At 61.3% G+C, this 24,795-nt stretch carries 24 protein-coding genes; 11 read left to right on the top strand and 13 right to left on the bottom strand.

All coding sequences use genetic code 11. From position 1 onward, the window contains the following. Window positions 1-13 precede the first annotated feature (13 nt). Genes PspS49_RS03345 through PspS49_RS03315 form a run of 7 tightly spaced genes read left to right on the top strand, consistent with a single transcriptional unit; the run spans window position 14 to window position 6,500 of the window. Entirely contained in the window at window positions 14-1,231 is a 1,218-nt protein-coding gene (locus PspS49_RS03345; protein ID WP_127925702.1) for a type II and III secretion system protein family protein, read from the top strand. After that, complete coding sequence (locus tag PspS49_RS03340; RefSeq protein WP_127925701.1) at window positions 1,228-2,418, top strand: pilus assembly protein; 1,191 nt, start codon at window positions 1,228-1,230, stop codon at window positions 2,416-2,418. Before PspS49_RS03345 ends, PspS49_RS03340 begins: the two co-directional genes overlap by 4 nt. Further along, window positions 2,415-3,683, top strand: coding sequence for a CpaF family protein (locus PspS49_RS03335; protein WP_127925700.1), 1,269 nt, complete (start codon window positions 2,415-2,417; stop codon window positions 3,681-3,683). The genes PspS49_RS03340 and PspS49_RS03335 overlap by 4 nt, the downstream gene beginning before the upstream one ends. Before the next feature lie 18 nt (window positions 3,684-3,701). Further along, entirely contained in the window at window positions 3,702-4,586 is an 885-nt protein-coding gene (locus tag PspS49_RS03330; RefSeq protein WP_160038092.1) for a type II secretion system F family protein, read from the top strand. A 1-nt stretch (window position 4,587) separates the two neighbouring features. Further along, window positions 4,588-5,472, top strand: coding sequence for a type II secretion system F family protein (locus PspS49_RS03325; protein WP_127925698.1), 885 nt, complete (start codon window positions 4,588-4,590; stop codon window positions 5,470-5,472). Between the two features lie 22 nt (window positions 5,473-5,494). Further along, window positions 5,495-6,217, top strand: coding sequence for a tetratricopeptide repeat protein (locus tag PspS49_RS03320; RefSeq protein ID WP_127925697.1), 723 nt, complete (start codon window positions 5,495-5,497; stop codon window positions 6,215-6,217). A gap of 10 nt (window positions 6,218-6,227) precedes the next feature. Then, complete coding sequence (locus tag PspS49_RS03315; RefSeq protein WP_150775104.1) at window positions 6,228-6,500, top strand: DUF3613 domain-containing protein; 273 nt, start codon at window positions 6,228-6,230, stop codon at window positions 6,498-6,500. On the opposite strand, the gene PspS49_RS29755 is transcribed toward PspS49_RS03315, so the two are convergent. From PspS49_RS29755 to PspS49_RS03300, 3 genes are all read right to left on the bottom strand, one after another. Then, complete coding sequence (locus PspS49_RS29755) at window positions 6,497-6,913, bottom strand: hypothetical protein (protein WP_238786325.1); 417 nt, start codon at window positions 6,911-6,913, stop codon at window positions 6,497-6,499. The genes PspS49_RS03315 and PspS49_RS29755 overlap by 4 nt on opposite strands. 889 nt (window positions 6,914-7,802) lie before the next feature. Then, on the bottom strand, window positions 7,803-8,591 hold the full coding sequence (locus tag PspS49_RS03305; protein ID WP_127925694.1) for a response regulator transcription factor: 789 nt from the start codon (window positions 8,589-8,591) through the stop codon (window positions 7,803-7,805). 126 nt (window positions 8,592-8,717) lie between these two features. Beyond that, a complete protein-coding gene (locus tag PspS49_RS03300; RefSeq protein WP_160038090.1) occupies window positions 8,718-9,188 on the bottom strand; it encodes a prepilin peptidase in 471 nt (156 codons plus the stop codon). Window positions 9,189-9,263: 75 nt separating this feature from the next. Between PspS49_RS03300 and PspS49_RS03295 the strand changes: the two genes are divergently transcribed. Together PspS49_RS03295 and PspS49_RS03290 are read left to right on the top strand one after the other, a co-directional pair. Continuing rightward, entirely contained in the window at window positions 9,264-9,707 is a 444-nt protein-coding gene (locus PspS49_RS03295) for a TadE/TadG family type IV pilus assembly protein (protein WP_102901622.1), read from the top strand. Further along, the gene (locus PspS49_RS03290; RefSeq protein ID WP_160038088.1) at window positions 9,704-12,457 is read left to right on the top strand and encodes a PAS domain-containing sensor histidine kinase; all 2,754 of its coding nucleotides are present in this window, start codon (window positions 9,704-9,706) and stop codon (window positions 12,455-12,457) included. The genes PspS49_RS03295 and PspS49_RS03290 overlap by 4 nt, the downstream gene beginning before the upstream one ends. Here PspS49_RS03290 and PspS49_RS03285 read toward each other — a convergent pair. The 5 genes from PspS49_RS03285 to PspS49_RS03265 form a co-directional block, all read right to left on the bottom strand. Next, complete coding sequence (locus PspS49_RS03285) at window positions 12,454-14,457, bottom strand: pilus assembly protein TadG-related protein (RefSeq protein WP_160038086.1); 2,004 nt, start codon at window positions 14,455-14,457, stop codon at window positions 12,454-12,456. The genes PspS49_RS03290 and PspS49_RS03285 overlap by 4 nt on opposite strands. Before the next feature lie 237 nt (window positions 14,458-14,694). Then, on the bottom strand, window positions 14,695-15,252 hold the full coding sequence (locus PspS49_RS03280) for a DUF4136 domain-containing protein (protein ID WP_160038084.1): 558 nt from the start codon (window positions 15,250-15,252) through the stop codon (window positions 14,695-14,697). Window positions 15,253-15,305: 53 nt separating this feature from the next. Further along, complete coding sequence (locus PspS49_RS03275; RefSeq protein ID WP_127925689.1) at window positions 15,306-15,920, bottom strand: DUF4136 domain-containing protein; 615 nt, start codon at window positions 15,918-15,920, stop codon at window positions 15,306-15,308. A 12-nt stretch (window positions 15,921-15,932) separates the two neighbouring features. Continuing rightward, on the bottom strand, window positions 15,933-16,682 hold the full coding sequence (locus tag PspS49_RS03270; protein ID WP_160038082.1) for a methyltransferase: 750 nt from the start codon (window positions 16,680-16,682) through the stop codon (window positions 15,933-15,935). Continuing rightward, complete coding sequence (locus tag PspS49_RS03265; protein ID WP_007914625.1) at window positions 16,682-16,984, bottom strand: MazG-like family protein; 303 nt, start codon at window positions 16,982-16,984, stop codon at window positions 16,682-16,684. Before PspS49_RS03265 ends, PspS49_RS03270 begins: the two co-directional genes overlap by 1 nt. A 243-nt stretch (window positions 16,985-17,227) precedes the next feature. Between PspS49_RS03265 and PspS49_RS03260 the strand changes: the two genes are divergently transcribed. Continuing rightward, window positions 17,228-17,521: a hypothetical protein gene (locus PspS49_RS03260; RefSeq protein ID WP_064388791.1), complete on the top strand. Its 294-nt coding sequence runs from the start codon at window positions 17,228-17,230 to the stop codon at window positions 17,519-17,521. Window positions 17,522-17,681: 160 nt separating this feature from the next. Next, on the top strand, window positions 17,682-19,031 hold the full coding sequence (locus PspS49_RS03255) for an MATE family efflux transporter (protein WP_150775111.1): 1,350 nt from the start codon (window positions 17,682-17,684) through the stop codon (window positions 19,029-19,031). On the opposite strand, the gene PspS49_RS03250 is transcribed toward PspS49_RS03255, so the two are convergent. The 5 genes from PspS49_RS03250 to PspS49_RS03230 all read right to left on the bottom strand — a co-directional run bounded on the left by PspS49_RS03250 (window position 19,025) and on the right by PspS49_RS03230 (window position 24,782). Beyond that, window positions 19,025-19,900: an alpha/beta hydrolase gene (locus PspS49_RS03250; protein WP_160038080.1), complete on the bottom strand. Its 876-nt coding sequence runs from the start codon at window positions 19,898-19,900 to the stop codon at window positions 19,025-19,027. The genes PspS49_RS03255 and PspS49_RS03250 overlap by 7 nt on opposite strands. A gap of 17 nt (window positions 19,901-19,917) precedes the next feature. After that, complete coding sequence (locus PspS49_RS03245) at window positions 19,918-20,712, bottom strand: DUF4123 domain-containing protein (protein ID WP_127925685.1); 795 nt, start codon at window positions 20,710-20,712, stop codon at window positions 19,918-19,920. Next, entirely contained in the window at window positions 20,709-22,046 is a 1,338-nt protein-coding gene (locus PspS49_RS03240) for a contractile injection system protein, VgrG/Pvc8 family (protein ID WP_160038078.1), read from the bottom strand. Before PspS49_RS03240 ends, PspS49_RS03245 begins: the two co-directional genes overlap by 4 nt. Window positions 22,047-22,277: 231 nt before the next feature. Further along, entirely contained in the window at window positions 22,278-24,191 is a 1,914-nt protein-coding gene (gene speA, locus PspS49_RS03235) for an arginine decarboxylase (protein WP_102901631.1), read from the bottom strand. 219 nt (window positions 24,192-24,410) lie between these two features. Beyond that, a complete protein-coding gene (locus PspS49_RS03230; protein ID WP_007914613.1) occupies window positions 24,411-24,782 on the bottom strand; it encodes a translation initiation factor Sui1 in 372 nt (123 codons plus the stop codon). Between the last annotated feature and the right edge of the window lie 13 nt (window positions 24,783-24,795).

Below are 24,795 nucleotides of genomic sequence, written 5' to 3'. Positions count from 1 at the left end.
AGGATCCAAGGGCATGCAGAGTCGTTTCAGGCCGACATTCAAACCCATGCTGCGCGCCCTGTTACTGATGGGACTGTCGATGGACGCCGCGTTGGCGGCAGTCGGCAACTGTTCGGCACTGGGGCGCATGCCGCCGGTGATCGAAATCGGCGAAGGCTTTCAGCAGGACGTGCAATCGCCGGTGGCGATCACCCGTCTGGCGATTGGCGACCCGAAAATCGCTGACGTACACGCCAACGGCAGCTCGTCCTTTCTGCTCACCGGTGTTGCGCCCGGCGCCACCAGCCTGATGGTCTGGACGTCGTGTTCGAGCGAACCGCGCCAGAGCATGGTGTTCGTGCAGGGCGCCGCCACCGCTGCGCTGAGCACCAGCCTGCCGTCGGATGATCCGAGCCTGCCGTCCCAGGTGCAGACCGATATCCGCTTCGTCGAAGTCAGCCGCACCAAACTCAAGGAAGCCACCGCCTCACTGATCGGCACGCGCGGCAACTTTCTGTTCGGCTCGCCCGGCACCCTGCCACCGATTGATGGCGTGCCGCAGCCACGTCTGCCAGTGGACAACTCACTGTTCAACTTCTCGTGGGTCGGCGGCAAGACCATGGCGATCATCAATGCCCTGGAAACCAGCGGCTTCGCCTACACCCTCGCGCGGCCGAGTCTGGTCGCGTTGAACGGGCAGAGCGCAAGCTTTCTGGCCGGCGGTGAAATTCCGATTCCGGTACCCAGTTCCGGCAGCGACAGCGTGTCGATCGAATACAAGGAATTCGGTATCCGCCTGACCCTGACGCCAACCATCATCGGCCGCGATCGCATCGCCTTGAAGGTCGCCCCGGAAGTCAGCGAACTCGACTTCAGCAATGCCGTGCAGATCGCCGGCACCACCGTGCCCGCTCTGACCATCCGCCGCACCGACACCAGCGTGTCACTCGGCGATGGCGAGAGCTTCGTCATCAGCGGCTTGATCAGCACCACCAACAGCTCGCAAGTGAACAAGTTTCCCGGCCTCGGCGATATCCCGGTGCTGGGTGCGTTTTTCAAGGGCTCGCAGATCAAGCGCGAAGAACGCGAACTGCTGATGATCGTCACCCCGCATCTGGTCCAGCCATTGGCCGCCGATGCGCAACTGCCGTCGCTACCGGGCGAAAAACTGCGTAATTACGATCCGAATTTCTACCGCATGTTCTTCCTTGAAAACGGCAACTTCGACAAGCGCAGCGGGTTATCGCAATGAGCCAGAGCCTGAGCCAGACCTTTCTCGCCATCACCCGCAACAGCACCGATCTGGAGTGGCTGCAGGGCGCGCTCGCGCCGCTCGGTCAGGTGGTCAGCGCCGGGGGCGGCAGCCTCGATGAACTGCTGGCGCTGGTCGACGTGACCTTTGCCAGCCTGGTCTTCGTCGGTCTTGATCGTGAGCACGTGGTCGCTCAAAGCGCGCTGATCGAAGGCGCGCTGGAGGCCAAACCGATGCTGGCGATCGTCGCCCTCGGCGACGGCATGGACAATCAGTTGGTGCTCAACGCCATGCGCGCCGGCGCCCGGGATTTTGTCGCCTACGGTTCGCGTTCCAGTGAAGTCGCCGGACTGGTACGGCGCTTGAGCAAACGCCTGCCACCCGTGGCACCGAACACGCAACTGGGCGGGCTCACGGTCATGTATGGCGTGCAGAGCAGTTCCGACGGCGCACTGTTGGCCAACCACATGGCGATGGTGGTGCAAAAGAGCGGCCAGCAAACCTTGCTGCTCGATCTCGGTTTGCCGCGCGGTGACAGCCTCGCCCTGCTCGGGCTGGAGAGTTCTTTTCACTTCGGCGATGCCTTGCGCCACTTGCGAAGGCTCGACGCCACGCTGATCGACAGCGCCTTCACCAGCGCCGAAGCCGGCCTGCGGATTCTCGCCTACGCCAGCAACGATGAACCGCTGGAAAACACCAGCGCCGCCGAGCTGTACATGTTGCTCAGCGCCTTGCGCCAGCACTTCCAGCACATCGTTGTGAACCTCACCGGACAGACCGACAGCGAAGCCTTGCGCACCTTTGTCAGCCACTGCGACAAGTTGCTGTGGTACACCGACCAGAACGTGCTCAACTGCCGACGCAACCTCGCCGTGCTCAATCTGTGGCGGGAAAAAGGCATGAAGCTCGACCATGGACGCCTGCTGATCGACCGCTACCTGAGCAACGTCGCGCCCAATTCGGAAACCCTCGGCAAGACCTTCAATCTGGAAGTAATCGCCACGCTGGCCCTCACCCCCGAAGTGCGCCTGAACGCGAAAAACCAGGGCGTCAGCCTGTTCGAGCTGGCCCCGCGGGAAAAACTCACCCAGAGCCTGCGCGCCCTCGGCGAACGTCTGGCCAAACGTTCCGAAGGCCTGGCCAAACCGAAAGTGACCTGGTTCGACCGCTTGCGAGGCACCTCATGAGCGCAGAAAAACTCTTCGGCGCGGCGCCCCGCAGTGGCGTCGGCAACAGCGATCACGAAGGCCTGAAACTGGTCCTGCATCGCTACATCATCGACGCCCTCGAAGAGTCCGGGAAAAACCTGCTGGAAGGTTCACGCCAACAACTCGCGCAGTTTGTCACCGACAAAGTCGCCGAATACATCGCGCGTTTGCACCTGGCGATTTCCCGCTACGAAATGGAGCGTCTGGCCGAAGAGATCGTCGACGAGCTCACCGGTTTCGGTCCACTGGAAGTGTTGCTGCGCGATCAGTCGGTGACCGAGATTCTGGTCAACGGCCCGCACCGGGTGTTCATCGAACGCGACGGTGTGCTGCACCAGAGTGACCTGCGGTTTATCGACGCGCACCACGTCGAACGCGTGATGCAACGCATCCTCGCGCCACTCGGTCGGCGCCTCGACGAGTCTTCGCCGATGGTCGATGCACGCCTGCCGGATGGCAGTCGGGTCAACGCGATCATTCCGCCGATCGCCCTCGACGGTCCATGCCTGTCGATCCGTAAATTTCGCAAGGACATGCTCAAGAGCACCGACCTGATGGCGATGCAAACCATCGACCTGTCGATCTTCGAGTTCTTTCAGGACGCGGTCGGCAAGCGCTGCAACATCTTGATCAGTGGCGGCACCGGCACCGGCAAAACCACGCTGCTGAATATTCTCAGCCAGTTGATCAACCCGCACGAACGTCTGGTGACCATCGAAGACGTCGCCGAATTGCAGCTCGGTCACCCGCACGTGGTGCGCCTGGAAACGCGGCCGCCGAATGCCGAAGGCCACGGTGAAGTGAAGGCCAGCGACCTGATTCGCAACGCCCTGCGGATGCGCCCCGACCGGATCATCCTCGGCGAGATTCGCGGCGTCGAAGTGGTCGACGTCCTCACGGCGATGAACACCGGCCACGACGGCTCGATGAGCACCGTGCACGCCAACAATGCGCAGGATGCCCTGCTGCGCCTGGAAACACTGGTCGGCCTGACCGGCCGCTCCATCGCCGAACGCACCCTGCGCCAGATGATCTGCGCCGCCCTCGACGTGATCATCCAGTTGACGCGCATGCCTGACGGGCGCCGCTGCGTCAGTGAAGTGGTGGAGGTGGTCGGCATTCGCGAGGACGTCTACGTCACCAACACCCTGTTCCGCCTCGACCGCCGCAGCGGTTTCGGCTTCCTGCGCGAAGCCGTCAATCCGGCCGGCGACAAGCTGCGCCACGAAGCGCATCTGGGCTGACGGCAAGGAGCACCGAGCATGCTGGGACCGATCATTCTCATTGTTATCTGCCTGACGCTGCTGGGGCTGTCGATCCGTCTGTTCCTGCAAGGCCTGCGCAAGACCGCAACGGAAAAAGTGCTCAACCGTCTCGCCGCCGGACAGCCGCAACTGGCGCCAGAAAAACCTGTGTGGGTCGGACTGGAGCGGATGTTTCTGCGTGCCGGACTGGGCCGCCCGACCGAGCGTTTCGGCCTGTGGCTGAGTCTGTGGGCGCTGGCGATGGCGCTGGGTTATTTTCTCGCCGACTGGATCGGGCTGCTGCTGATGATCTTCGTTCCGCCACTGGCGCTGCGGCTGTACATCGCCGTGCTCTACCAGCGCCGGGTCAAACGCATGATCGAGCAACTGCCGCAGTTGCTTGATCACACCGTGCGCAGCCTGAAGTCAGGGCGCACCCTAAGTGACGCGGTCATGGGCGGCATCGAAGCCAGTGAAGACCCACTGAAAAAAGCCATGGGCCGGGTCCAGCGCAACGTGCAATTGGGCGTGAACTTGCCGGACGCCGTCAGCGACTTTGCCGAACTGTATGAACAAGACGAACTGCGCATGTTCGCCCTCGGCCTCAAGGTCAATCATCGCTACGGCGGCAACGCCAGCGAGCTGCTGGAGAACCTGATCAAACTGATCCGCGAACGCGACCAGGGCGCGCGGCAACTGCGTGCGCTCACCGGCGAAACGCGGATGACCGCCTGGGTGCTCGGCTCGTTGCCGCTTCTGCTGGTGAGTTACTTCATGCTGACCAATCCTGGCTACATGCTCGGGATGTGGAACGACGCGAGCGGCCAGCACATGCTGATCAGCGCTGCCGTGTTGCAAGTGTTCGGCAGCCTGGCGCTGTGGCGCATGTTACGGAGCGTCTGACATGGTCTGGCTCGCGGCTCTGATGTTGCTGCTCGGTTCCCTGCTGCTGGTGGTCAATCACTTGCTGACCGAACGGCGTCGGGTGCGTCAGGTCAATCAGCGCTTGCAAGGGCATCTGGTGCGCGAGAATCGCTTCGGCAGCTGGTTGCGCGTACTGGGCAGCAGCAAGTTCGGCCAACGCTCGGTGAGCATCGACAGCGAAACCCAGACCCTGCTCAACCGCATCGGCTGGCGCCGCGCCAACGAACGAGCGCTATTCGCGGCCTGCCAGATCGGCACGCCGCTGCTGACACTGGGCCTGGCGATCTTTCTGCAAGAAGTGTTTTTCCCCCAGGCCAGCAACCGCTGGATCGTGCCGATGCTCGCTACCGGCGGCGGTTATCTGCTGCCCAAACGCTTGCTGGCCTACGCGGCGGCACGTCGGCAGAAAACCATCGCCGTGGAGGTGTCGACGTTCATTCCGCTGCTGCGCATCCTCTTCGAATCCGGCATGGCCGTCGAACAGGCCCTGCGTGTGCTCAGCATTGAGGCGCAAAAACTGCTGCCGGAACTGACCAGCGAATTGCGCCTGATCCTGACCCGTGTCGACTCCGGTCTGGAACTTGGCCAGGAGTTGAACAAAGCGGCGGTGATGCTCGCCGTCGATGAGTTCAGCGACACCTGCGTGATTCTCCAGCAACTGATTCAACAGGGCGGCGGCGCGATGAAATCGCTGCTGGCGCTCAAGCAACTGCTGGATGACCGCCGCCTGACGCGCTTGCAGGAATACATCTCGAAAATGTCCGCGAAGATGTCGGTGGTGATGATGCTGTTTCTGTTTCCGGCACTGCTGATCGTCCTCGCCGGCCCGGGCTTCACCGCGATAGCCCGGGCATTCGCCAACTGACCTTGCTCATGGAGAGCGTTTGATGAAAGTACTGATAGTCATGGCAAGTCTATTGATGCTCGGCGGTTGCGCCACCGACGGCCAGGCACCGTGGACGGCGCTGCTGTCACCGAGCAGTTGCAGCAAAATGACCCAGGAGCAGGAACTGGCCCTGAACCTCGCGGACGACCTGGCCAACGACGGCAAACTGCACGCCAGCCTCGCCAACCTGCAAAGCCTGCCGGACAACATCAGCGAAGTGCGCCTGCGCAAAGCCAAGGTCTACCGCCTGCTCGGCCGCAGCGAAGCCGAGCCGTTGTACCGCGGCCTGCTCGGCGGCTGCCTGACCGCCGAAGCCGAACACGGCCTCGGCCAACTCTACGCCGCCCGCGGCGACAACGGCCAGGCCCAGGCCCACCTGCAACGCGCCGCCCGCCTGGCCCCCACCGACGAAAAAATCCGCAACGATCTCGGCGTGGTCTACCTCAACCAGCTACGCCTCAACGACGCCCGCTTCGAGTTCCTTACCGCCATCGAACTCAAGCAGAACAACCAACTGGCAACCCTGAACATGGTCACCCTGCTGCTGTACCAGAACGACTGGCCACAAGCCGCCGAAATCGTCAGCCGCGCCAAACTGACTCCGGAACAATTCACCGAAGCCCAGGAGCGCGCAGAAAAACTCAAAGCCCCGGTCAAGACCAAACCGGCCACCAGCAATCAAGTGGCCGCCGTCGCTGACCCGTTGCCGTCATCGCTCAAATAAGGAGACAGCCATGAACCCCCTTAAAGGCCTGTGCTACCTGACCCTCCTCAGCCTGCCCCTCAGCGCTACCGCCATCGACGCCGGCCCCGCCTCGGCGCAACAACAGGAAACCGAAGGCTGGCTGGTCCTGCAAAGCCGCAACAAAGCCGCCTCGCCCAAGCCACAAACAGCGACCACGACCGAACGGGATCTGGCGATGCAGCGCTGGTTGAAGAAGTACAAATATGAGATCCCGGATTTTTATGATCCGGATGCGGGTGGGAAGATCGAGACCAGGAATTAGTGATGTGGTGACCTTGTGAGCGCTTTCGCGAGCAGGCTCGCTCCCACCTTTTGAAATGCACCCCATCTGTGGGAACGAGCCTGCTCGCGAAGAACGATGACGCGGTGTGCCTGCCGGATCAGGCCTGCGGGTCCACCCGATCCAATGCCCGGTTTACCGCCAGCAAAGTTACCGGCCAGCGTGTTGGCCGAGGCCAGGGATTCGCAGGCATGGGCGAGCAGGCTTTCGGTATCGATTTTCGGATAGATGAGAAACATCGTGCTGGGCTGGCGGGGTTTTGCAGGTTCGGGACAGAGGTAGAAATCGAGAGCGCGTTTGATGGCTTCGCGGTTTTTTTCGAGGTTGTCGGCGCGGATGGCTTCTTCGAGCGGGGTGGTGGATTCGGTGGGTGGGTCGGGGATCAGTTTGTCCATTGAAACAACTCCAAAGTCTCTGCCACCACCCACTGCCATTCTCACGGGGCAAAAGGTGGCAGCTGTATGCAGGGTGAGAATACCGGTTATGGACACCCGGCCAGACCGAAGTCTGCCCGCAAACAGCCGCCATGACACATTGCAGACAGCAGACAAGCTGGCGGCGATTATGCGTGCACAAAGACTTGATGACCATAAATTGCCGGGTTCTCACACCCGATCGCTGAGTGTTCAGCGACAGCCAGAGACTAGAGAGCGCACGTCCGACGGACAACCTGAAAACAGTGTGGGAAGGTTCCTGTTATCTGCAACAAATTTAAACAGCCAAAAGCCAACCCTCACCCTAGCCCTCTCCCAGAGGGAGAGGGGACTGACCGGGGTGTTTGGTAGAGGTACGCCGACGTGAAATACCGCGTCGAACTCAGATTCTGAAAAGCACCAGATCAGCTCCCTCTCCCTAGGGAGAGGGTTGGGCGGGCGGCGTTCCGATGAGGGGCAAACCCACCACAAAACTAAAGCCGAACACCCGCTCTTCACCACTCAATAGGCCGAGTGTCAGCTCGCCTGCTTTTGATCTTGGAGCCCGTCGGCAGGCTGAGTGGAGGGATTGATCCGGGGGTAGGCGCGCAGCGCCGTTCGACGAAGTCGAACACATCGAAAGGAGGTGCAGCGAAGCAAACCGGAAGCGATGCCCCCGGATCGATCCCGGAGCGAAGGAACCCCGAGCCCTAGCGAGCGGGCCGAACGTCAGGGCGCAGACCTTTTGGTTACTTTTGGGGCGTTTGCCAAAAGTGACCCGCTGTAAGAGCGGAACCGCCAGCGGCAACACCCGCAACAACGGATATTCACCCAAACCACCCACAACCTGGTCGGCCCAAAGGCCGCCAAGTCAATGCGCCGTAACCCGCTGCCGAGAAGCAGAAGCACTCGGCGACAAGGCCAAAGCCAACTGCGTCCGATTATGCATATGCGTCAACCGCAACACCTGCGAAACATAAAGCTTCACCGTGTTCTCGGTAATCCCCAACTCACAGGCAATCTGATAATTGGTCTGCCCCTTGCCCACCAACCGCGCCACATCCAGCTGTCGCGGTGACAACTGATTGAAAATCGCCGGCATCTCCTGCGCCTCAGCCTCGCCAGGCTCACCACCCGACACATCGCGAGTCACCGCCGCAGGATTGCGCCGCACCTTGTCCAGATCCTGGTACAGGTCATCAATCGACTCAGACAAATACTGCAACTTCTGATTCAAATGCCCCAGCTGCAGATTCTTCTGCCGCTCCTGCAGAGCCACCTCCTGACGCCGCACACCTTCCAGCAACTCATCCAGATCAATCGGTTTCTGATAATAATCGGCAATCCCGGCACGCAACGCCTTGATCACGTCCTGCTTGTCGGCACGCCCGGTGAGCATGATCGCCTCAAAAGCCCGATGCTTGCCCGCCAGCCGCTGCAATGCCTGGATCAACTGAATGCCATCCATGTCCGGCATGTGCAGATCACTCAGCACCAGACCGATTTCCGCGTCCTCACTGAAACGCTCGATCGCCTGCTGACTGGACTCACACGGCACACAGCGATAACCGCTGCTTTCAAGAAACTCGCACAACTCCTCCACAATCAACGGCTGATCGTCGACCACGAGGACTTTTACCGCAGACGTAAGCTTGTTCACGTGCTACTCCATGTCCCAGGCCAAAGCTGACCATTCCTGTACTGCCAGCCTTTGGCTGTATAACCAGTTCCTTTGAAAGTAGACGTACTTTCCGACTATGTACATAGGACTAGTGGCGCTTGGCGACTAATGGATCCAAAGCAGAACAAGCACCGTCCCAAGCAGCACAAACGGTGCAAATGGCAGCTTTTTTGACATAGTTGGCCCCAGATATTGCAGACGATCTCTAAGCCCTTGACTCATATGAAGCCAGACTCTTGGCGCCAGCAGCATCCAGACCACGCTGGCGAGCCCAGCGCCAATAAATACCCCAAGAATGAACAGACCGTCCGTCGCAAGCCCCAGAGCTGTCATTAATTTCACATCGCCGGCGCCCATGCGGCCCATGAAAAAACCCGGCAGGGTCAGTGCCAGCGCAATCAGGCAGGCCCAACCGCCCTGCCCCGCTTCCGCGCCCAGCCAGGTGCTGCCGGTGCACAACAGCCAGATCAGCGCCAGCGCGGCGACGCCGAGGGTCAGCGCATTGGCAATGCGGCGCTGGCGGGCGTCTTGCGCCGCGCACAGCACGAGCCAGATCAGGAGGATAAAACTGTGCATCCGGTAAAAACCGTCCGTTTTTTCTGAATGATTCTATGCTGATACTACGCAGTGACAGTCAGGGTAGACGCACTCATGAAAACCGGCTTTCGGAAGTCGCAAAAAGGTGCGGTGGCGATCGAGTTCGCCTTGGTGTTCATCATCTTTTTCGCCGTATTTTACGGTCTGGTCAGCTACAGCCTGCCCTTGGTGATGATGCAATCGTTCAACCAGGCCACGTCCGAAGCGGTACGTCGCAGTGTCGCGGTCGATCCCAACACACCCAACTATTCAACAGTCGTGCTCAACACCGCGAACGCCACGCTGACCCAGCAATTGTCCTGGATTCCGCCGGTCTTCAACCTGGTGATCGGCGTTGATACCAGCAGCCAATACAGCGCATCAGGCCTGCTGACGGTGCGCGTGGATTATCCGGTCAGCAAGTTGAATCAGGTCATGCCGTTTCTGGTGCTTCCGGTCGTTGGCACAGTGCCCAATCTGCCCACCTACCTGACCGCCAAATCGAGTCTGCAATTTTGACGTCGGGGGACAAGCTCTTCGGGCGCTTGCTCAAACGCACGCCGCCCGCCGCCCACGAGTTGCCCGACCCACTAGGCTCACCCGCAACAGGCTTGCACCTGTACCTGAACGACGACGCTGGCGTGCTGCAAATGGCCGGCCCGTTGCGCCATCTGCTGGCGCAGCACAAACCGCACCAGCAACCCTTGCCACTGAGCGCCTATCTGTTGCCCCACAGCACATTGACCATCGAAGGTCGGCCGAGGGAGTGGCAAGGGCTACTGCTCGATCTCGACTTTTCGGGATTGGGCGAGCAGCCCTTGCACTTGCGTGGCTGGGTGCAACCGCAGGGCGAAGGCTGGTTGATGCAGTTGATCGATATCGCCGACCTGCTGTTCGAACGCCAGCAATCGCGCCAGCGTGACGCCTGCCAATTGATTGCCGGGCAGATCAGCGAACAGTTGCGCGCGTGCAGCCCGCTGCGTTTGCCGGTGATCGTCAGCGAACAACTGCAGGTGATTGCCCAGCACTGGCACATCCCTTGTCTGGCGTTGGCCTTGCTCGATGATGAGACGCAGGGCTGGCAGATTTATCGCCAGTATCGCGCCCACGATGCGCCGACTTTGTGGCATGACGATCAGCGTCTCGGCACGCCGCTGGACAGCCTCAACGGCGCTGCGCCGCAGCGTGTCGGCGCGCACCATGGCCTCGATGAACATTCACGGGTGCAGGCTCTGTTTGGCAATGCCGAAGGTTTCGCGGTGCCGTATAGCGATGAACGCGGTGTGGTGGCTTGGCTGCTCTGCGGGTTTTATCCCGTGGACAGCGCCGCGCCGTACCTGACCGAACGTGACTGGATGGCGCTGCTCGCCGCGCTGGCCGGGCCGTTGCTCGGGCGCCTGCGCGAACAGCAGCATCACCGGCAACTGGAGCGCATCGAAGCGCTGCAAACCCTGTTGGGTGCAGGCTGGTGGGAAATCCTCGGCGGTGACGACAACATTCAACTGGCGCCTGCGTTGGCTGCGTCCCTGCAACTGAACAATGACGGACTGGCGCTGGAAGACTGGCTGGCACAGATCCATCCCGCCGACCGCGACGAGTTGCGCAGCCGTCTACAGGCCTTGCAGCAACATGGCGAAGCCCTGACGCTGTCGGTGCGCCTGCGCAATGGCGATCCCGCGCAGGCGCCAACGTGGTATCGCGTGCAAGGCCAAGTGATTGGCAGCGGCGAGCATCGCCGGCGAGTCGGTTTCATGCTCGACATCAGCGACATCCAGAACCAGCAGCAACGAGCCGCCGCCGCGCATGCACGGCTCGACAACCTGATCGCCAGTTCGCCGGCGGTGATTTACGTCCAGCAGTATCACGAAGGCGCGCTGATCCCGGCGTTCTTCAGTGCCAGCCTGCAACCGCTGCTGGGCTGGAGTCTTGCGGACTGCGGCAACAGTGCACTGATCGAGATGATCCACCCTGACGATCGCGACCTGTATTTCGCCCGCAGCCGCCAGTTGCTGCGTGAAGGCTCAGTGCGCGCGCGTTATCGGCTGCGCGACCGGCATGGCGAATATCACTGGCTGCTCGATGAAGCCAGGCTGCTGCGCAACGACCTTGGCCTGCCGGTGGAAGCGGTCGGGTTGTGGCTGGACGTCACCGAAGCGACCCTGGCGGCCGAGCAGGTGAAAAAGAGCGAGGAGCGCTACCGGATCCTGGTGGAGGACTCGCCGGCGATGATCTGTCGCTACCGCCCGGACCTGACTCTGACTTTCGGCAACCGGCCGCTGGCGACCTATCTGGAATGCACGCCGGAAGAGTTGCCGGGGGTCGATCTGGGCAGTTGGATGTCCGACGAGCAACGCGCCGCGTTCATCCAGCGCCTCGCTTCACTGACGGCGGAGCAGCCGGTGAGCACCGCAGAAATCAGCCTGCAACTGCCCGGCCGCGAACACGCCTGGTGGGTGTGGTCCGATCGCGGCGTGTTCGATGAACACGGCCAACTGATCGAAGTGCAAGCAGTGGGCCGCGACAACACCGAGGTGCGCCGCTCGCAACAACAGCTCACACAAAGCGCGAAAATGGCCACACTCGGCGAAATGGCCACCGGCCTGGCCCACGAGATCAATCAGCCGCTGAACGTGATGCGCATGGCCATCGTCAATGTGCTCAAGCGTCTGGGCAATGGTGATGTACAGATCGATTACCTGACCGACAAGCTCAACCGCATCGACGCGCAGGTGCAGCGCGCCGCGAAAGTGGTCGATCACATGCGCGTGTTTGGCCGGCGTTCGGAGATCGAACAGCAACTGTTCAACCCGGCCTCGGCCATTGAAGGCACGCTGTCGTTGCTGGCCGAAGGCATGCGCGGCAAAGGTGTGGATCTGCGCATCAGCGAGACCGGGTTCGAGGTTCAGGTGCGCGGCTACGTCGATCAGCTTGAGCAGGTGCTGATCAACCTGATGGTCAACGCGCGCGACGCCTTGCTGAGCAAGCGCGAGAAGGATTCATCCTTCAAACCGTGGATTTCGATCTATGCCGAACGCGATGAACAGAGCGTGCGGTTGTGGGTCGAGGACAACGGCGGCGGCATTGATCCGCGTCTGCTGGAGCGGATCTTCGAGCCGTTTTTCACCACCAAACCGATCGGCATCGGCACCGGGCTGGGGCTGTCGGTGAGCTACGGCATCATCGACAACATGGGCGGCCAGTTGAGCGTGCGCAATTCGGCGCAAGGCGCGCGGTTCTGCATCGAGTTGCCGGTTGCCGTAGACGCCTAGATCACCAGATAGGCCTTGCCGGTCTGGCCGCAAGTCATATTGGCGCCGACGTCGACGTCCATCAGGTTGATGCCCAGGCCTTTGAGCAGGTTGTTCAGCAGCGGATCGAGCAACGGGCTGATCAGGTTGGTCACCACCGGCAGCAATTTGCTGGTGACATCGCTGATCAAAGAGGCAACGCCAGTGACGACGGCACCCAATGGATTGCTGCCCTGCGGTTTGTAGACAATCAGATTGATCCCCGCGAGGGTGCTCGACAGACTGCCGACGATATTGTTGGTCGGCACCGCCGGCAAGATGCTCGGCGGCAGTTTGAGATTGGCCGGGGTGGCGAATGGTGTGCTGCTGGAGAACACCAGGTTCTGGGTATTCTGCGCGACGCTGGTGTCGAGTTTGATCGCGATGCCGCCTGCGCCGTATTGAACATGGGTGGCAGGGTCACAACTGCCGATGCCTAGAATCTTGTGGCACGTCACGATACCAAGATCGACCAGTGGCAATGGTGCGACCGCGGGCGGGGCAGACGAGGAAAATGCACTGCTCGGGTCGATTTTTCCCAGCTTGAGATCGGCGATGGAGGTGACGGTTGTGGCGGTCAGACTTTTACTGCCGGTATTGCCGGTCGGGCAGCTGTAATCCGTGACATAGCTTTGTGCCCCACCGGCATCCAGAGCGATATCGATTTGCGGCGACGGCAGCAGTTTCGGATCAAGCTGCTCGCAACCGGCCCCCAACAAACAGCCAAGCGAGTTGAGTGTGTCCACCAGATTCAGGCTCAGCAGTGCGTTAAGCGTCGGGGTCAAGGTACCGACCAATCCCAACACCGCATTGGCCAGCCCCGTGACCCCGGACAGCACCGGCAAACTCACCGACAACATCGTGCGAACCTGCGCCGTGCGCACATAAATCCGATCTGGCGCATGCGGGTCGGGATTGGCCTTCGCCCGCGCCGGGTCGCCAATCGCAGAGAACTGCGGCGGCTCGATCACTTTCACCCGCACCGTGACATTCGCCAGCCCCAGCACGCTGATCGGCAATGTCGCCGCCACCGCACTCTTGCTGTTGGCCAGTTGCACCACGCCCTGAATCAGTTGCAGCAGTTGCAGATTGGCGTCCAGCCCTGCCGCCGTGGTGCCGGTCTGCAATTGCAGGATGTCACCCAGTTTGACCGGCGCCGCGTTGATCGCGGCCACCTGCAATTGGCCCAGTGCGGTGATCACCTGCGCGGTCGCGCCATTGAGCTGCACCACCGTTGCCGCCGCCTGAATCAGTTGCGTCACCGTGGCCTGAGTGTTGAGTAATTGCGTGTAGTTGCCCGCCGCGACGTTGAGATTGATCGCCAGTTGATCAAGGTATTTGAGCAAGTTGATGTCGGTGTTCAGCAGGCCATCCCAGCCCAGAGCCGTGAGGTTGACGTTACCGCCCAATAATCCGGAAAACAGCGGATTGAGGATGTTCGACTGCGCCGTATCAATGCTGGCCAAGGTGCTGCGTATATTCAGTTGGGCCACCGTCGGCTGCGGTTTGGCGGCCACCGCCGAGGCATTGAGCGTGGTGTTGAGACTGACCGGGGTGCCGCTGAACAAGGCCTGTACGCCACCGGCAAAACTGGTGGTCACCGTGCGACTGGCGACGACTTTGACCGCTGCCGCTTGCGTGGCATCCACTGCGAACGTGCGCAGGCCGGAGGCTGGAGTGACCAGGGTGCCGCACGTGGTGGCGAGGGAGTTGCCGGCATCGACTATGTAGCCATTGCGCACGGCGCTTTGCCCGACGTAACTGGCAGCGCTCAGGCCCGGCAGGCAATTGCCGCCACGGCTGACGGCTTCGAGGGCGGCGTTGTCGACCACCCGCTGCAACTTGCGTTGTTCCATGTACAAGCGGCCGGTGTCGACCACCAGCAACATCATCACCACCGCCAGACTGAGGGTGGCCGCCGCCATCAAGCCGATCGCCCCGCGCTGGCGGGCCGGGCCGTTGAATCGCGAACGAGGCGACATGGCGCACTCCTTTGCCGCTAGCTCCATTGGTGCAACTGAGTGTAGACGCGCCTAATGGCAACGCGCCATTTCGAACAGACAAACATCCCTGTGGGAGCGAGCCTGCTCGCGAAGACGTCGTGTCAGATAAATAGCAGTTGAATGACACCCTGCTTTCGCGAGCAGGCTCGCTCCCACATTGGAATTTAGGGTGGAGCAAAAAAACGGGAGCTCAACAGCTCCCACTTTTTAACGGATTCAACGCGGTGGATAGTTGGCCAGAATCCGCGTGACCGTCTCGCGGATGGCGTTGCTGCGATCATCGGGATTCGGCTTGCCGGAGAGCATCTGCTCATCGCTGCCGCGCCACACCAGTTTGCCGTCCTTGCCGTCGAGCAAGTCGATCTGGATGGTCGCGACCTTGTAGGTGATGTTGCGCGTTTCGTTGTACATCGGCGCGCCCCAATAGCCGTTCCACGGGCCACCCCAACCGCCGCCATAGTTGGTCGTCACTTGCTGCTGACGATCCTCGACGATCAGATAAGTCTGCACATTCAAGTCACCCTTGGCGCCCGCCGCCGCGGGACGCAAACCGCGCTGGTCGAGCTGATCGGCCACGGCCTGGCGGATGCGTTGCTCGGTCAGGTCGCTCTTGATCCGTGGATCATCCGGGCGATATTGCAGGGCGGGGTTTTTCCAGCTCCAGCTGCGATAGGCCGCAAAGTCGCGGCTGGCATCGAAGTCGTGATTGACCTGGTTGGCGGCGCAGGCGCTGAGCAGCGCGACCATGGCCAGTAGAGCGAGACGGCGGAACATGGGTTTTCTCCGGTTGAAGACATGAACCTGCGGCAGCTTCTGATGGGCAGGAGCTAACTGGGAGGATACGCCGACATGGCTTTTTCCACAGCTTCGCGGATCGAATCGGTGCGATCGATTTCGCTGCCCTTGTTCGCGGTTTCGGCACTGGCGCTCCACACCGGTTGCCCGCTGCCAGCGTCGAACAGATTGACCTGCACCACCACGACTTGCTCGGAATACGTGCGTACGATCGGCACCGTGTTGTACATACCGTAACCGCGTCCATATCGATCATAGCTGCCGTATCCACCGCCGTAATAACCGTAGTCATCCTGAACCTGGCGCAAACGGGTTTCCAGACGCAGATCAGCGCTGACCAACAGGTCGGCCGGGCGGTTGTCGTGCAATGGACGCAAGCCGCGCTGATCCAGCGCATTGCTTACCGCTTCGGCCACTTGCGCCGAATCGGCCCAGGCCGTGCCCGGTGGCAGTTGCCCATTGAGCCAGGCCCAACTGCGATAACGCCCATAATCACGCGGCGGCGCCGGGTACGCGCTGCGGTCGAAGGTGGTGGCGGCTTGCGCTGGTGCCGGCGGTAAGGGCCGCGATTGCGCCACGTAGGGGTTGCTGCTCTGGCAAGCAGCCAAGCCCAGACACATCAGCAGTAACGCGGATTGAGCTTTCATGTCGCGCTCCGATCAGATCGGCCGGCAGATCCAGTGCAAGTAACGCCCAAGCCCGGCGAAGCTTGGGTGACGACGGTGAGCGAGCTCCATCTCGAGCAAATCGACGAGTTCGGCGCGGGCCTGGAATTCCACCGGCATATAGTCATGGAAAACGCGGATCCCACTCTGGCTTTCGACCTGCCACAAGCCTTCGAGTTGCGTTGCCAATTCCCTTGGATCGAGCGGCTGCTGCGGGGTCAGGCTCTGCTTTTCGCCGGCCATGACGTTCTTGCGCATTTTCTTGAAATGGCCTTTGAGCAGGTTGCGGTAGATCAGCGCATCGCGGTTGTAGAACGCCAGCGACAACCAGCCACCGGGTTTGGTCAGTTGATGCAGCACCGGCAGGATCGCGTGGGGTTCGGCGAGCCATTCCAGCACGGCGTGGCAGATCACCAGATCGTACGGTTCGGTGAGTTGGCCGAGCAGTTCCTGCCACGATGCCTGAATGAACGTCGCGGTTTGCCCGGCGTCGGCAAAACGCTGGCGCGCGCCTTCGAGCATCGGTGCGGCCGGCTCGGTGAAGGTCACCTCGTGACCGCGTTCGGCCAGCCACAGCGACATGTGGCCAAGACCGCCGCCAATATCCAGGACGCGCAACGGACGATCCGGCAGCGCTTCGGCCAGGTCAGCCTGTAACACCGCGAGACGAATCGCGCCTTTGGCGCCGCCGTAGATTTTTTCGGCGAAACGCGTCGCCAACTGATCGAAATGCCGGTCGCTCATCAGCTGAACCGCCGTTCACTGTCGGCGAGCTTGGCGCGCACCACTTCATTCATGTCCAGCCCCAGCTCGCTGCACAGCAGCAACAGATACAGGACGATATCGCCGACTTCCTGCCCGGCATGGGCGAGTTTGTCAGCGGGCAACTGGCGCGACTGGTCTTCTGTCAGCCACTGGAAGATTTCCACCAGCTCGGACATCTCGACACTGGCCGCCATGGCGAGGTTTTTCGGGCTGTGAAATTGCCGCCAGTCATTGCGGTCGCGAATGGCGTGCAGGCGTTCGGTCAGTTCAACAAGGTTCATCGGGCTCTCCTGAAGGCGTATAGCTTCGGGGGGATACGCCCTGAAGGCAAGCAGCGCAGACGATCTATTGTGGGAGCGAGCCTGCTCGCGAAGACGGTATGTCATCAACCATTGATTCACTGACACAATGCCTTCGCGAGCAGGCTCGCTCGCACACAGAATGGGTGCAAACCTTCTATCATGCAGGGAACTCGGCCACCTGCGTTGTGGCCCAAGGCTCAGCTCTTTCATCAGGATGCACACATGCAGGTAGAAAGCTTTTTCGAATGGCTCGGCCAGGCGCTCGGTTCGATCATCCGCTTTATCGTCGACGGCCTCAGTGGCTTGTTCAATATTCTGAGCAATGCCGGTGGCAACTTTGTCGACGGGCTGGCGAAGACGTTGGGCATGGACACCTCGATCATCAGCATCATCGCGCTGATTGTCGGGCTGATGCTGTTGTGGTCGGCGATTCGCGCGTTCATGAATGCGTCGATCATTGCCGGGATCATCTGGTTGTTGCTGGGGTTGTGGTTGCTTAGCTGGATTATTCACTAGCGCCACAAAACCTTGTAGGAGTGAGCCTGCTCGCGATAGCGGTGTGTCATTCGAAGCTGTTTTGACTGAACGGACGCTATCGCGAGCAGGCTCACTCCTACAGTGAATCGCGTTTCAGGCCAGAGGAATCGCTACAATGCCGCTCCCCCAAGGAGCCTGCATGTCCACTCTGATCGCCGACTGGCGCCACCGCCCGACGCACCGCAAGGTCTGGGCACTCGCCGCGCCCATGATTCTGTCGAATATTTCCGTACCGCTGGTGGCGCTGGTCGACAGCACCGTCATCGGCCACTTGCCCCATGCCCATCAATTGGGTGCGGTGGCGGTCGGCGCCAGCCTGTACACCTTTCTCGCCTGGGCCATGGGCTTTCTGCGCATGGGCACCACCGGATTTGCCGCGCAGGCTGCCGGGCGCAGCGACGGTGCGGCGTTGCGACAGATTCTGTTGCAAGGCTTGCTGCTGGCGATGGGACTGGCGCTGGTGCTGGGTACGCTGGGCGTGCCGCTGAGCGGGGTTGCATTGCACTTCATGCAACCGTCGGCGGAGCTGGATCAGCTCACTCGGGATTTCTTCCACACGCGTCTATTCGGCTTGCCGGCCGCGCTGGCCAGTTATGCGCTGGTCGGCTGGTTCCTCGGCACGCAAAACGCCCGGGCGCCACTGGCGATTTTGCTGACCACCAACCTGATCAACATCGTCCTCAATCTGTGGTTCGTCATTGGCCTGGACTGGGGCGTGGTCGGTTCGGCGCGCGCCTCGGTGATCGCCGAATGGAGCGGCGCCCTGCTCGGCCTGCTGCTGACCCGCAAAGCGCTGCGCGCGTATCCGGGGCACATCGTCTGGGCGGCGTTGAGGGTCTGGCAGAGCTGGCGCCCTTTACTGGCGGTCAACCGTGACATCTTTATCCGCAGTCTGGCGCTGCAATCGGTGTTTTTCCTGATCACCGTGCAAGGCGCGCGGCTGGGCGATTCGACGGTTGCCGCCAACGCGCTGCTGCTCAATGGCTTGCTGTTGACGGCGCATGCGCTGGATGGCCTGGCCCATGCCGTCGAAGCCTTGTGCGGACACGCCATCGGCGCCCGTGATCGCCTGGCCCTGCGTCGTTCGCTGGTGGTGGCGGGCGGCTGGTCGCTGTTCGCCAGCCTCGGATTTGCCGCGCTGTTTCTGCTCGCCGGGCACCTGTTCATCGAGATGCAGACCGATATCCAGAGCGTGCGCGACACCGCGTTCGTCTACCTGCCCTACCTCGCCGTGCTGCCATTGATTGCGGTCTGGAGTTACTTGCTCGACGGTCTGTTCATCGGTGCCACCCGCGCACGCGAAATGCGCAACGGCATGCTCGTCACCGTGGCTCTGCTGCTGCCGTTTGCCTGGGCACTGCAAGGCTACGGCAACCACGGGCTGTGGATATCTTTTCTGCTGTTCATGGTGTTACGCAGCCTGACCCTCGGTGCGCAAGCCTGGTGGCTCAAGCGCAACGATGGCTGGTTCTCTGGCGGCGTTCACTGAGTCGGTGTGCGCGCGATAAACCCGACCACCTGATCGAGCACCGGCGCCAGATGCCGCAACGGACGCGACAGGGTCGCCACCAGGGTTATGTGGCTGGGCCGCGAGTAATACAGATCCTGTGCCGGCACCCCTGCCGCGCGCAGCTTGCTGGCGAGACCGCCGGTGTTGCGTGTCGGGTTGACCAGATCATCCTCAGTCGCGGCGATCAACAGGGCCGGCGGCGCGCCATGACTGACATGGTTGACCGGCTGCGATTGCGGCGGCGAGTCCGGCCAGAAGAACACCGGGCGCACCTCGGGATTCTTGATCGGCAGAAAGTCGTAGGGCCCGGCCAGGCCGATCCAGCCCTGCAAATCCCTGGGTGACATGCCCACCGAAGCGAGCAGTTCGCCGTCCAGCGCCAGCATCGCCGCGTTGTATCCGCCGGAGCTGTGGCCCATCAGATACAAGCGCTGCGGGTTGCCGGAAAATTCGCGGATATGCGCTTTGGTCCACGCCACCGCCTGCGCTCCATCCTGCAGAAACAGCGGATAACGCACTTGCGGATACAAGCGGTAATCCGCCACCACCGTGACAATCCCCTTGGACGCCAGCGCTTCACCGACAAAGCGGTAGTCGACGCGCGATCCGCTGTTCCAGCTGCCGCCATAGAAAAACACCACCACCGGTGCGCCCGGCATCGGCTGATGCGGCACGTACACATCAAGCTTCTGCCGCGGATCGTCACCATAAGCGATGCCCGTCGTCTTGTCGTACGTGCTGTCCGGGGTCAGCGCATTGAGCAATTGCACCGGCGAACATCCGCCCAGCGCCAGCAGCAACACCCCGCCGATCACTGCACCAAACCCTTGCCGGAATAACCGTGCCATACGCGCCGAACCTCGCTTCAGAGCTGATCGCCGCGCCATTGACGCCGCACATGGTCGAGCCGTTGTTGCTGGGTCAGTCCCACCGGCGGCGGCACCAGTACGGCACGCGGATGCAGCAAACGTAACCATAACCAGCCATCGAGCACGGTGCGGTCGCTGAACCCCAGCGTCAGACCCTGTTGGACATGGGAGGACATCGTCGCGTAATCGGTTCCCAATGATTGGCACCAGCGCCAGATATGCTGCTCCAGCAGGCAGGCTTGCAAGCGTTCGCGCTGGCGCCGGGTCAGGCTTTCTTCGATGCTCAGTGGCTCGACGGCAAGTCCCGGATTGCGCAACTGCTGCCAGCCCTGACTACCAATCGCGCGGTCGGCCCAGGTGCCGCCGAACCAGCGCAACTGGCGGATCGGCCCAAGCCAGCGGCTCAATTCAGCGGCGTCGCAGGCATCGAAAAAATAGCTCGCGGTCTGCCGGTTGTAATAGCTGAGCAAGGCCCGATGGCTCAAGCCGAACGACACCGTGAGCATGCGTTGCAAGTGGCCCAGCAGCTGTTGTGCCGATGCCTCGCTGCCAAGCAACAGCCCGCGCCAGGTGTCTGGATCGCTGTGACACAAGGCGGCCAACGCCGGGCAATCGCGCAACTCGAGCAGCACCGGGCCGTACTCGCTGACCGGTTCAAACTCGGTACCCTCGAACAAACTGAAGCGCCGCACCCCGCTAAAAGCCTGGCGCAAGGTCAGCAAGGCCTGTGGGGCATCCGGGCCATCGAGCAACAGCCATTGCGCCATAGGCTCATGCACCGCGCCACTCATGTTGCGCCGCTCTGTTCAAGCGCAGTGACCAGTCGACAACTGCACACCGGTTCTGCGCAGTGACTGAAGCTGCCGCCGCCGGGGATCAGGCACAGCAGCAGCAACGGCTCACCGGACGCCAGCAATTGCTGCAAGCCGTCACTCACCAGACGGTCGGGCAGAGGCGCGACATCGCCCGTGTCAGTCTCGGCGATTGGCGGCTGCAGGACGCCGCTGATCATCGGCTGATCCGGATCGCCTTCAAAGAAACTCACCACCACCTCGACACCATCGCTCAGCGCCGTCATTGGCGTCTGCTGCAGAGACGGCGCGAGGGGCAGCCAACAATGACTCGGCGCGGCGCCTTCGCCTTGATAGAGCCAGTCGAACTGCACCGCTACCGGTCGCGAGCAATCGGGCTGTGGTTCATCGACCGCCACCACCCAGGCCCGTTGCAGGCTGTGCATGCGCAAGCGCGGCGGCGCGGTGGCCGCTGCACTCGGCAGTTGCAATGCACCGAACAGGCGGTTGGCGTAAGCAGGTTCGAGGGCCGGGTCGGCGCGATGCTCAATGCGAGTCAACAACCATGGGCGATTGCATTCGGCGAAGGGATGCCCGGCCAATCGCAACCAATGACCACTGCGCAATGTCGCCAGATCACTCTGACCTTCGGCCTGTTGCCCACCCGCCGAATTGACCTGAATTGCACTTTGCAATTTCCATTGGTGCAACGCGGGAGAAGCATCATGTCCGTCATCCTCGCACTGATAGCTCGCGGCGCCCGCCAATGGCAACTGCGCCGGATCATCACTGAAAACCAGGCAATGCCGATCACGCTCGTGTTCAAAGTAATAATGAATTCGCGCCTGCGCGCACAAACGCTGAAGCAGTTGCAGATCGGACTCGCGGTATTGCGTGCAGAACGTCCGGACCGGGTAGTCGCCACGCAATTCAAAGCGGCGCTGGGCAGCGACGATGCCGTGCTCTCTGAGCACCTGCTCGATGATCTGCGGCACCGAGCGGCCACTGAAGATCCGCTGGCTGAAGCGCAGCGCGAGGCAACCGAGTTTCGGCCCCAGACGGATCCGGCTCAACCGCAAGCCTTCGCCGTACTCATGCTGGACAAGGCTCTGCAATTGCCCGTGCACGCCCTCCCCTGACGGCCCGAAACAGAGGAATGCCGAACGGTAAAGCAGGCCGGCGAGATCCAGGTGTGGATCGTTGATCAATACATCGATCTCGAACGCAAAGGATTCGCTGAGGGCTTCGCTACCGGTAAAGGCCAGGACTTCGAAGGGGTCGGACAGGCCCGCTACATCGAGACGAAACGACGACTCGTTGACTGGATCGAACATGGGCGGATCTCTACAGGAGGGGCGGTCGGGGATTCTCGCCGAGAGCCATGGCCGAGTAGAGAGCTGAAGTACAACTTAGGAAATGACCTACGCGAAAAGCAGACCGGATGACTTTGCTGGCCAGGACAGCCAAGCATTTCGCGAGGATTTTGGGAGATATCCCACCGGGTCATCTGAATTTTCCGCCACTTTCGGAAAAAATTCGGACAACCCGGCGAGATCACACCTGCCTCAGGAAGACAGGTAGGAGGAGCGGGTCAGGCCCAGACGCAAGGCATCGAGAAATTGCGTGCGCTCGCTGGCACTGATGCGGGCACTGGCGCACTTGTCGCGGTAGTGAGTCATCAGTTCTTCCGGCGACAAGTGCACGTAACGCAGCATGTCTTCGATGGTGTCGTGGGTCTCGATGCCGGCGTGGTACACGCTGCCATCGGCATTCTGGTAGATGTTCACCGAGTCGGTGTCACCGAACAGGTTGTGCATGTCGCCGAGGATTTCCTGATAGGCGCCAACGAGGAACACGCCCAGCAGGTAGTCTTCGCCTTCATTCAAACCGTGCACTGGCAGGCTGGTTTCGATGCTCTGCTCGTCGACGTACTGGTTGATCTTGCCGTCAGAGTCGCAGGTCAGGTCTTGCAGCACCGCGCGGCGCAGCGGCTCTTCATCGAGACGGTGCAGCGGGATGATCGGCAGCACCTGATCGATCGCCCAGGTGTCCGGCAGGCTCTGGAACACCGAGAAGTTGCAGATGTACTTGTCGGCCAGCTTGTCGTTGAGCTCGTCGAGCACCTGACGGTGCGAACGTTGACGCGCTTTCAGCGAGTTGTGCAGGCGACGGCACACCGCGAAGTAGCACTGCTCGGCCAGGGCTTTTTCAGCCAGGGTCAGTTTGCCGTCGGCGTACTGCGCAGCCACGTCGCTCATGTAGTGCGTCGCGCGCCAGTAGGTTTCGGTGACCATTTCGATGTCGGTCGGGCCGAGCAGGTCAACCAGCCATTGCACGGTTTCCGGCAGCGCTTCCTTGTTCTCGATCTGCGGGATTTCGTCGTTGTGTTTCTCGACGTCGGTCACCTGCACCACCAGCATCGCGTGGTGCGCGGTCAGCGAACGGCCGCTCTCGGAGAAGATGTGCGGATGCGGCAGGCTCTGCGCGTCGCAGAACTCCTTGAGCATGCCGACCACGACACCGGCGTAATCGTCCATGTCGTAGTTGATCGAACTGGCGTTGCGCGAGTGCGTGCCGTCGTAGTCGACACCCAGACCACCGCCAACGTCGATGTGATCGACCGGCAGACCGAGGTTGCGCAGCTCGCCGTAGTAACGGATCGCTTCTTTGAAACCGTGCTGATAGTCAGCGAGGTTGGCAATCTGCGAACCCATGTGGAAGTGCAGCAGGCGAATGCCTTGATCCAGGCCCGCTGCGCGGAAACGCTCGACCACCGACAGCAGTTGCGCTGCCGACAGACCGAACTTGGATTTTTCGCCACCGGTGTCCGCCCACTTCGACGACGCCAGCGACGACAGACGCACGCGCAGGCCGACCTGTGGCTTGACCTTCAGCGAGGCGGCTTCTTCGATCACCAGACCGACTTCGGATTCTTTCTCGATGACGATGAAGACGTTATGGCCAAGCTTCTGCCCCATCAGCGCCAGACGAATGAACTCGCGGTCCTTGTAACCGTTGCAGACGATGGTGCCGCCCTTCGGTGCCAGCGCCAGCACGGCCAGCAATTCAGGCTTGGAGCCGGCTTCCAGACCGATGGAAACGTCCTGGGTGGCGATGATGTTCTCGATCACCGCTTCTTGCTGGTTAACCTTGATCGGGTACAGCGCGGTGTATTTGCTCTGGTATTCCAGGCGCTCGATGTTGGAATCGAAGGCACCGGTCAGCTGGCGTACACGGTCTTGCAGGATGTCGGGAAAACGAACCAGCAACGGCAAGGACAAACCGCTTTTGCGCAGTTGGTCGACTTGCTCGAACAGGTCGATAGGCGAGCTGCTCGGGCCGTTCGGACGAACTTCGACGCGACCGGCGTCATTGATCGCGAAATACCCGGCCCCCCAATGGCGAATCCCGTAAACACTGCGGCTGTCCGCAACTGTCCATTGGCTGCCATCGTCTTTGCGTGTGCGTCGTACGGACATCGAAGTCCCCTATAAAGAAGTCATAGTGCGTCGCCTGATCTCAGGCCGGCGCAGTCTAAAGTATGAAAATGACGGTTCGTCAGCGCGGCGGTAGACCGCACTGACTGCGTGGAGTTTAGAAACCGGTCATGAACAGGCTCTGTGAAAACCATGGAGACGACGCCGGATCTGACAACATTCAGAGCCGGATCAAGCCGCAGGTGGGTTTCACAGAGGCTGCTAGCCGCCGGACTTCTTCGCTTTGAAACCGTGCTTGATCAGCTCAGCCAAGAGTAGCTCGACATGATCGCCCTGGATTTCGATGATGCCGTCTTTCAACGCCCCGCCGGTGCCGCAACGTTTCTTCAACGTTGTTGCCAACTCTTTGAGCGCGTCTTCGGCCAGTGGCACGCCGGTGATGGTGGTCACCGTCTTGCCGCCGCGGCCCTTGCTCTCGCGTCGCACGCGGGCAATGCCGTCGCCGGCCGGGATCACGGTTTGTTTGCAGATACAGGCGTCCACCGGCTTACTGCATTCCGGGCAATGACGACCTGCGTCGGTGGAAAATACCAGGCCACCTAAGGCGGCGAAGGATGCGGCTTTTTTGGCCACCGGCAATCCTCTT

The organism is Pseudomonas sp. S49 (assembly GCF_009866785.1).
Taxonomy (GTDB): Bacteria; Pseudomonadota; Gammaproteobacteria; order Pseudomonadales; family Pseudomonadaceae; genus Aquipseudomonas.
This window is presented reverse-complemented; position numbering and strand designations above follow the sequence as displayed.

What these genes read in the sequence shown, in the direction of transcription:
- PspS49_RS03345 (WP_127925702.1), top strand. Translation starts at nt 14, where the DNA reads ATGCAGAGTCGTTTCAGGCCGACATTCAAACCCATGCTGCGCGCCCTG.
- PspS49_RS03340 (WP_127925701.1), top strand. Translation starts at nt 1,228, where the DNA reads ATGAGCCAGAGCCTGAGCCAGACCTTTCTCGCCATCACCCGCAACAGC.
- PspS49_RS03335 (WP_127925700.1), top strand. Translation starts at nt 2,415, where the DNA reads ATGAGCGCAGAAAAACTCTTCGGCGCGGCGCCCCGCAGTGGCGTCGGC.
- PspS49_RS03330 (WP_160038092.1), top strand. Translation starts at nt 3,702, where the DNA reads ATGCTGGGACCGATCATTCTCATTGTTATCTGCCTGACGCTGCTGGGG.
- PspS49_RS03325 (WP_127925698.1), top strand. Translation starts at nt 4,588, where the DNA reads ATGGTCTGGCTCGCGGCTCTGATGTTGCTGCTCGGTTCCCTGCTGCTG.
- PspS49_RS03320 (WP_127925697.1), top strand. Translation starts at nt 5,495, where the DNA reads ATGAAAGTACTGATAGTCATGGCAAGTCTATTGATGCTCGGCGGTTGC.
- PspS49_RS03315 (WP_150775104.1), top strand. Translation starts at nt 6,228, where the DNA reads ATGAACCCCCTTAAAGGCCTGTGCTACCTGACCCTCCTCAGCCTGCCC.
- PspS49_RS29755 (WP_238786325.1), bottom strand. Translation starts at nt 6,913, where the DNA reads ATGGACAAACTGATCCCCGACCCACCCACCGAATCCACCACCCCGCTC.
- PspS49_RS03300 (WP_160038090.1), bottom strand. Translation starts at nt 9,188, where the DNA reads ATGCACAGTTTTATCCTCCTGATCTGGCTCGTGCTGTGCGCGGCGCAA.
- PspS49_RS03295 (WP_102901622.1), top strand. Translation starts at nt 9,264, where the DNA reads ATGAAAACCGGCTTTCGGAAGTCGCAAAAAGGTGCGGTGGCGATCGAG.
- PspS49_RS03285 (WP_160038086.1), bottom strand. Translation starts at nt 14,457, where the DNA reads ATGTCGCCTCGTTCGCGATTCAACGGCCCGGCCCGCCAGCGCGGGGCG.
- PspS49_RS03280 (WP_160038084.1), bottom strand. Translation starts at nt 15,252, where the DNA reads ATGTTCCGCCGTCTCGCTCTACTGGCCATGGTCGCGCTGCTCAGCGCC.
- PspS49_RS03275 (WP_127925689.1), bottom strand. Translation starts at nt 15,920, where the DNA reads ATGAAAGCTCAATCCGCGTTACTGCTGATGTGTCTGGGCTTGGCTGCT.
- PspS49_RS03270 (WP_160038082.1), bottom strand. Translation starts at nt 16,682, where the DNA reads ATGAGCGACCGGCATTTCGATCAGTTGGCGACGCGTTTCGCCGAAAAA.
- PspS49_RS03265 (WP_007914625.1), bottom strand. Translation starts at nt 16,984, where the DNA reads ATGAACCTTGTTGAACTGACCGAACGCCTGCACGCCATTCGCGACCGC.
- PspS49_RS03260 (WP_064388791.1), top strand. Translation starts at nt 17,228, where the DNA reads ATGCAGGTAGAAAGCTTTTTCGAATGGCTCGGCCAGGCGCTCGGTTCG.
- PspS49_RS03255 (WP_150775111.1), top strand. Translation starts at nt 17,682, where the DNA reads ATGTCCACTCTGATCGCCGACTGGCGCCACCGCCCGACGCACCGCAAG.
- PspS49_RS03250 (WP_160038080.1), bottom strand. Translation starts at nt 19,900, where the DNA reads ATGGCACGGTTATTCCGGCAAGGGTTTGGTGCAGTGATCGGCGGGGTG.
- PspS49_RS03245 (WP_127925685.1), bottom strand. Translation starts at nt 20,712, where the DNA reads ATGAGTGGCGCGGTGCATGAGCCTATGGCGCAATGGCTGTTGCTCGAT.
- PspS49_RS03240 (WP_160038078.1), bottom strand. Translation starts at nt 22,046, where the DNA reads ATGTTCGATCCAGTCAACGAGTCGTCGTTTCGTCTCGATGTAGCGGGC.
- speA (WP_102901631.1), bottom strand. Translation starts at nt 24,191, where the DNA reads ATGTCCGTACGACGCACACGCAAAGACGATGGCAGCCAATGGACAGTT.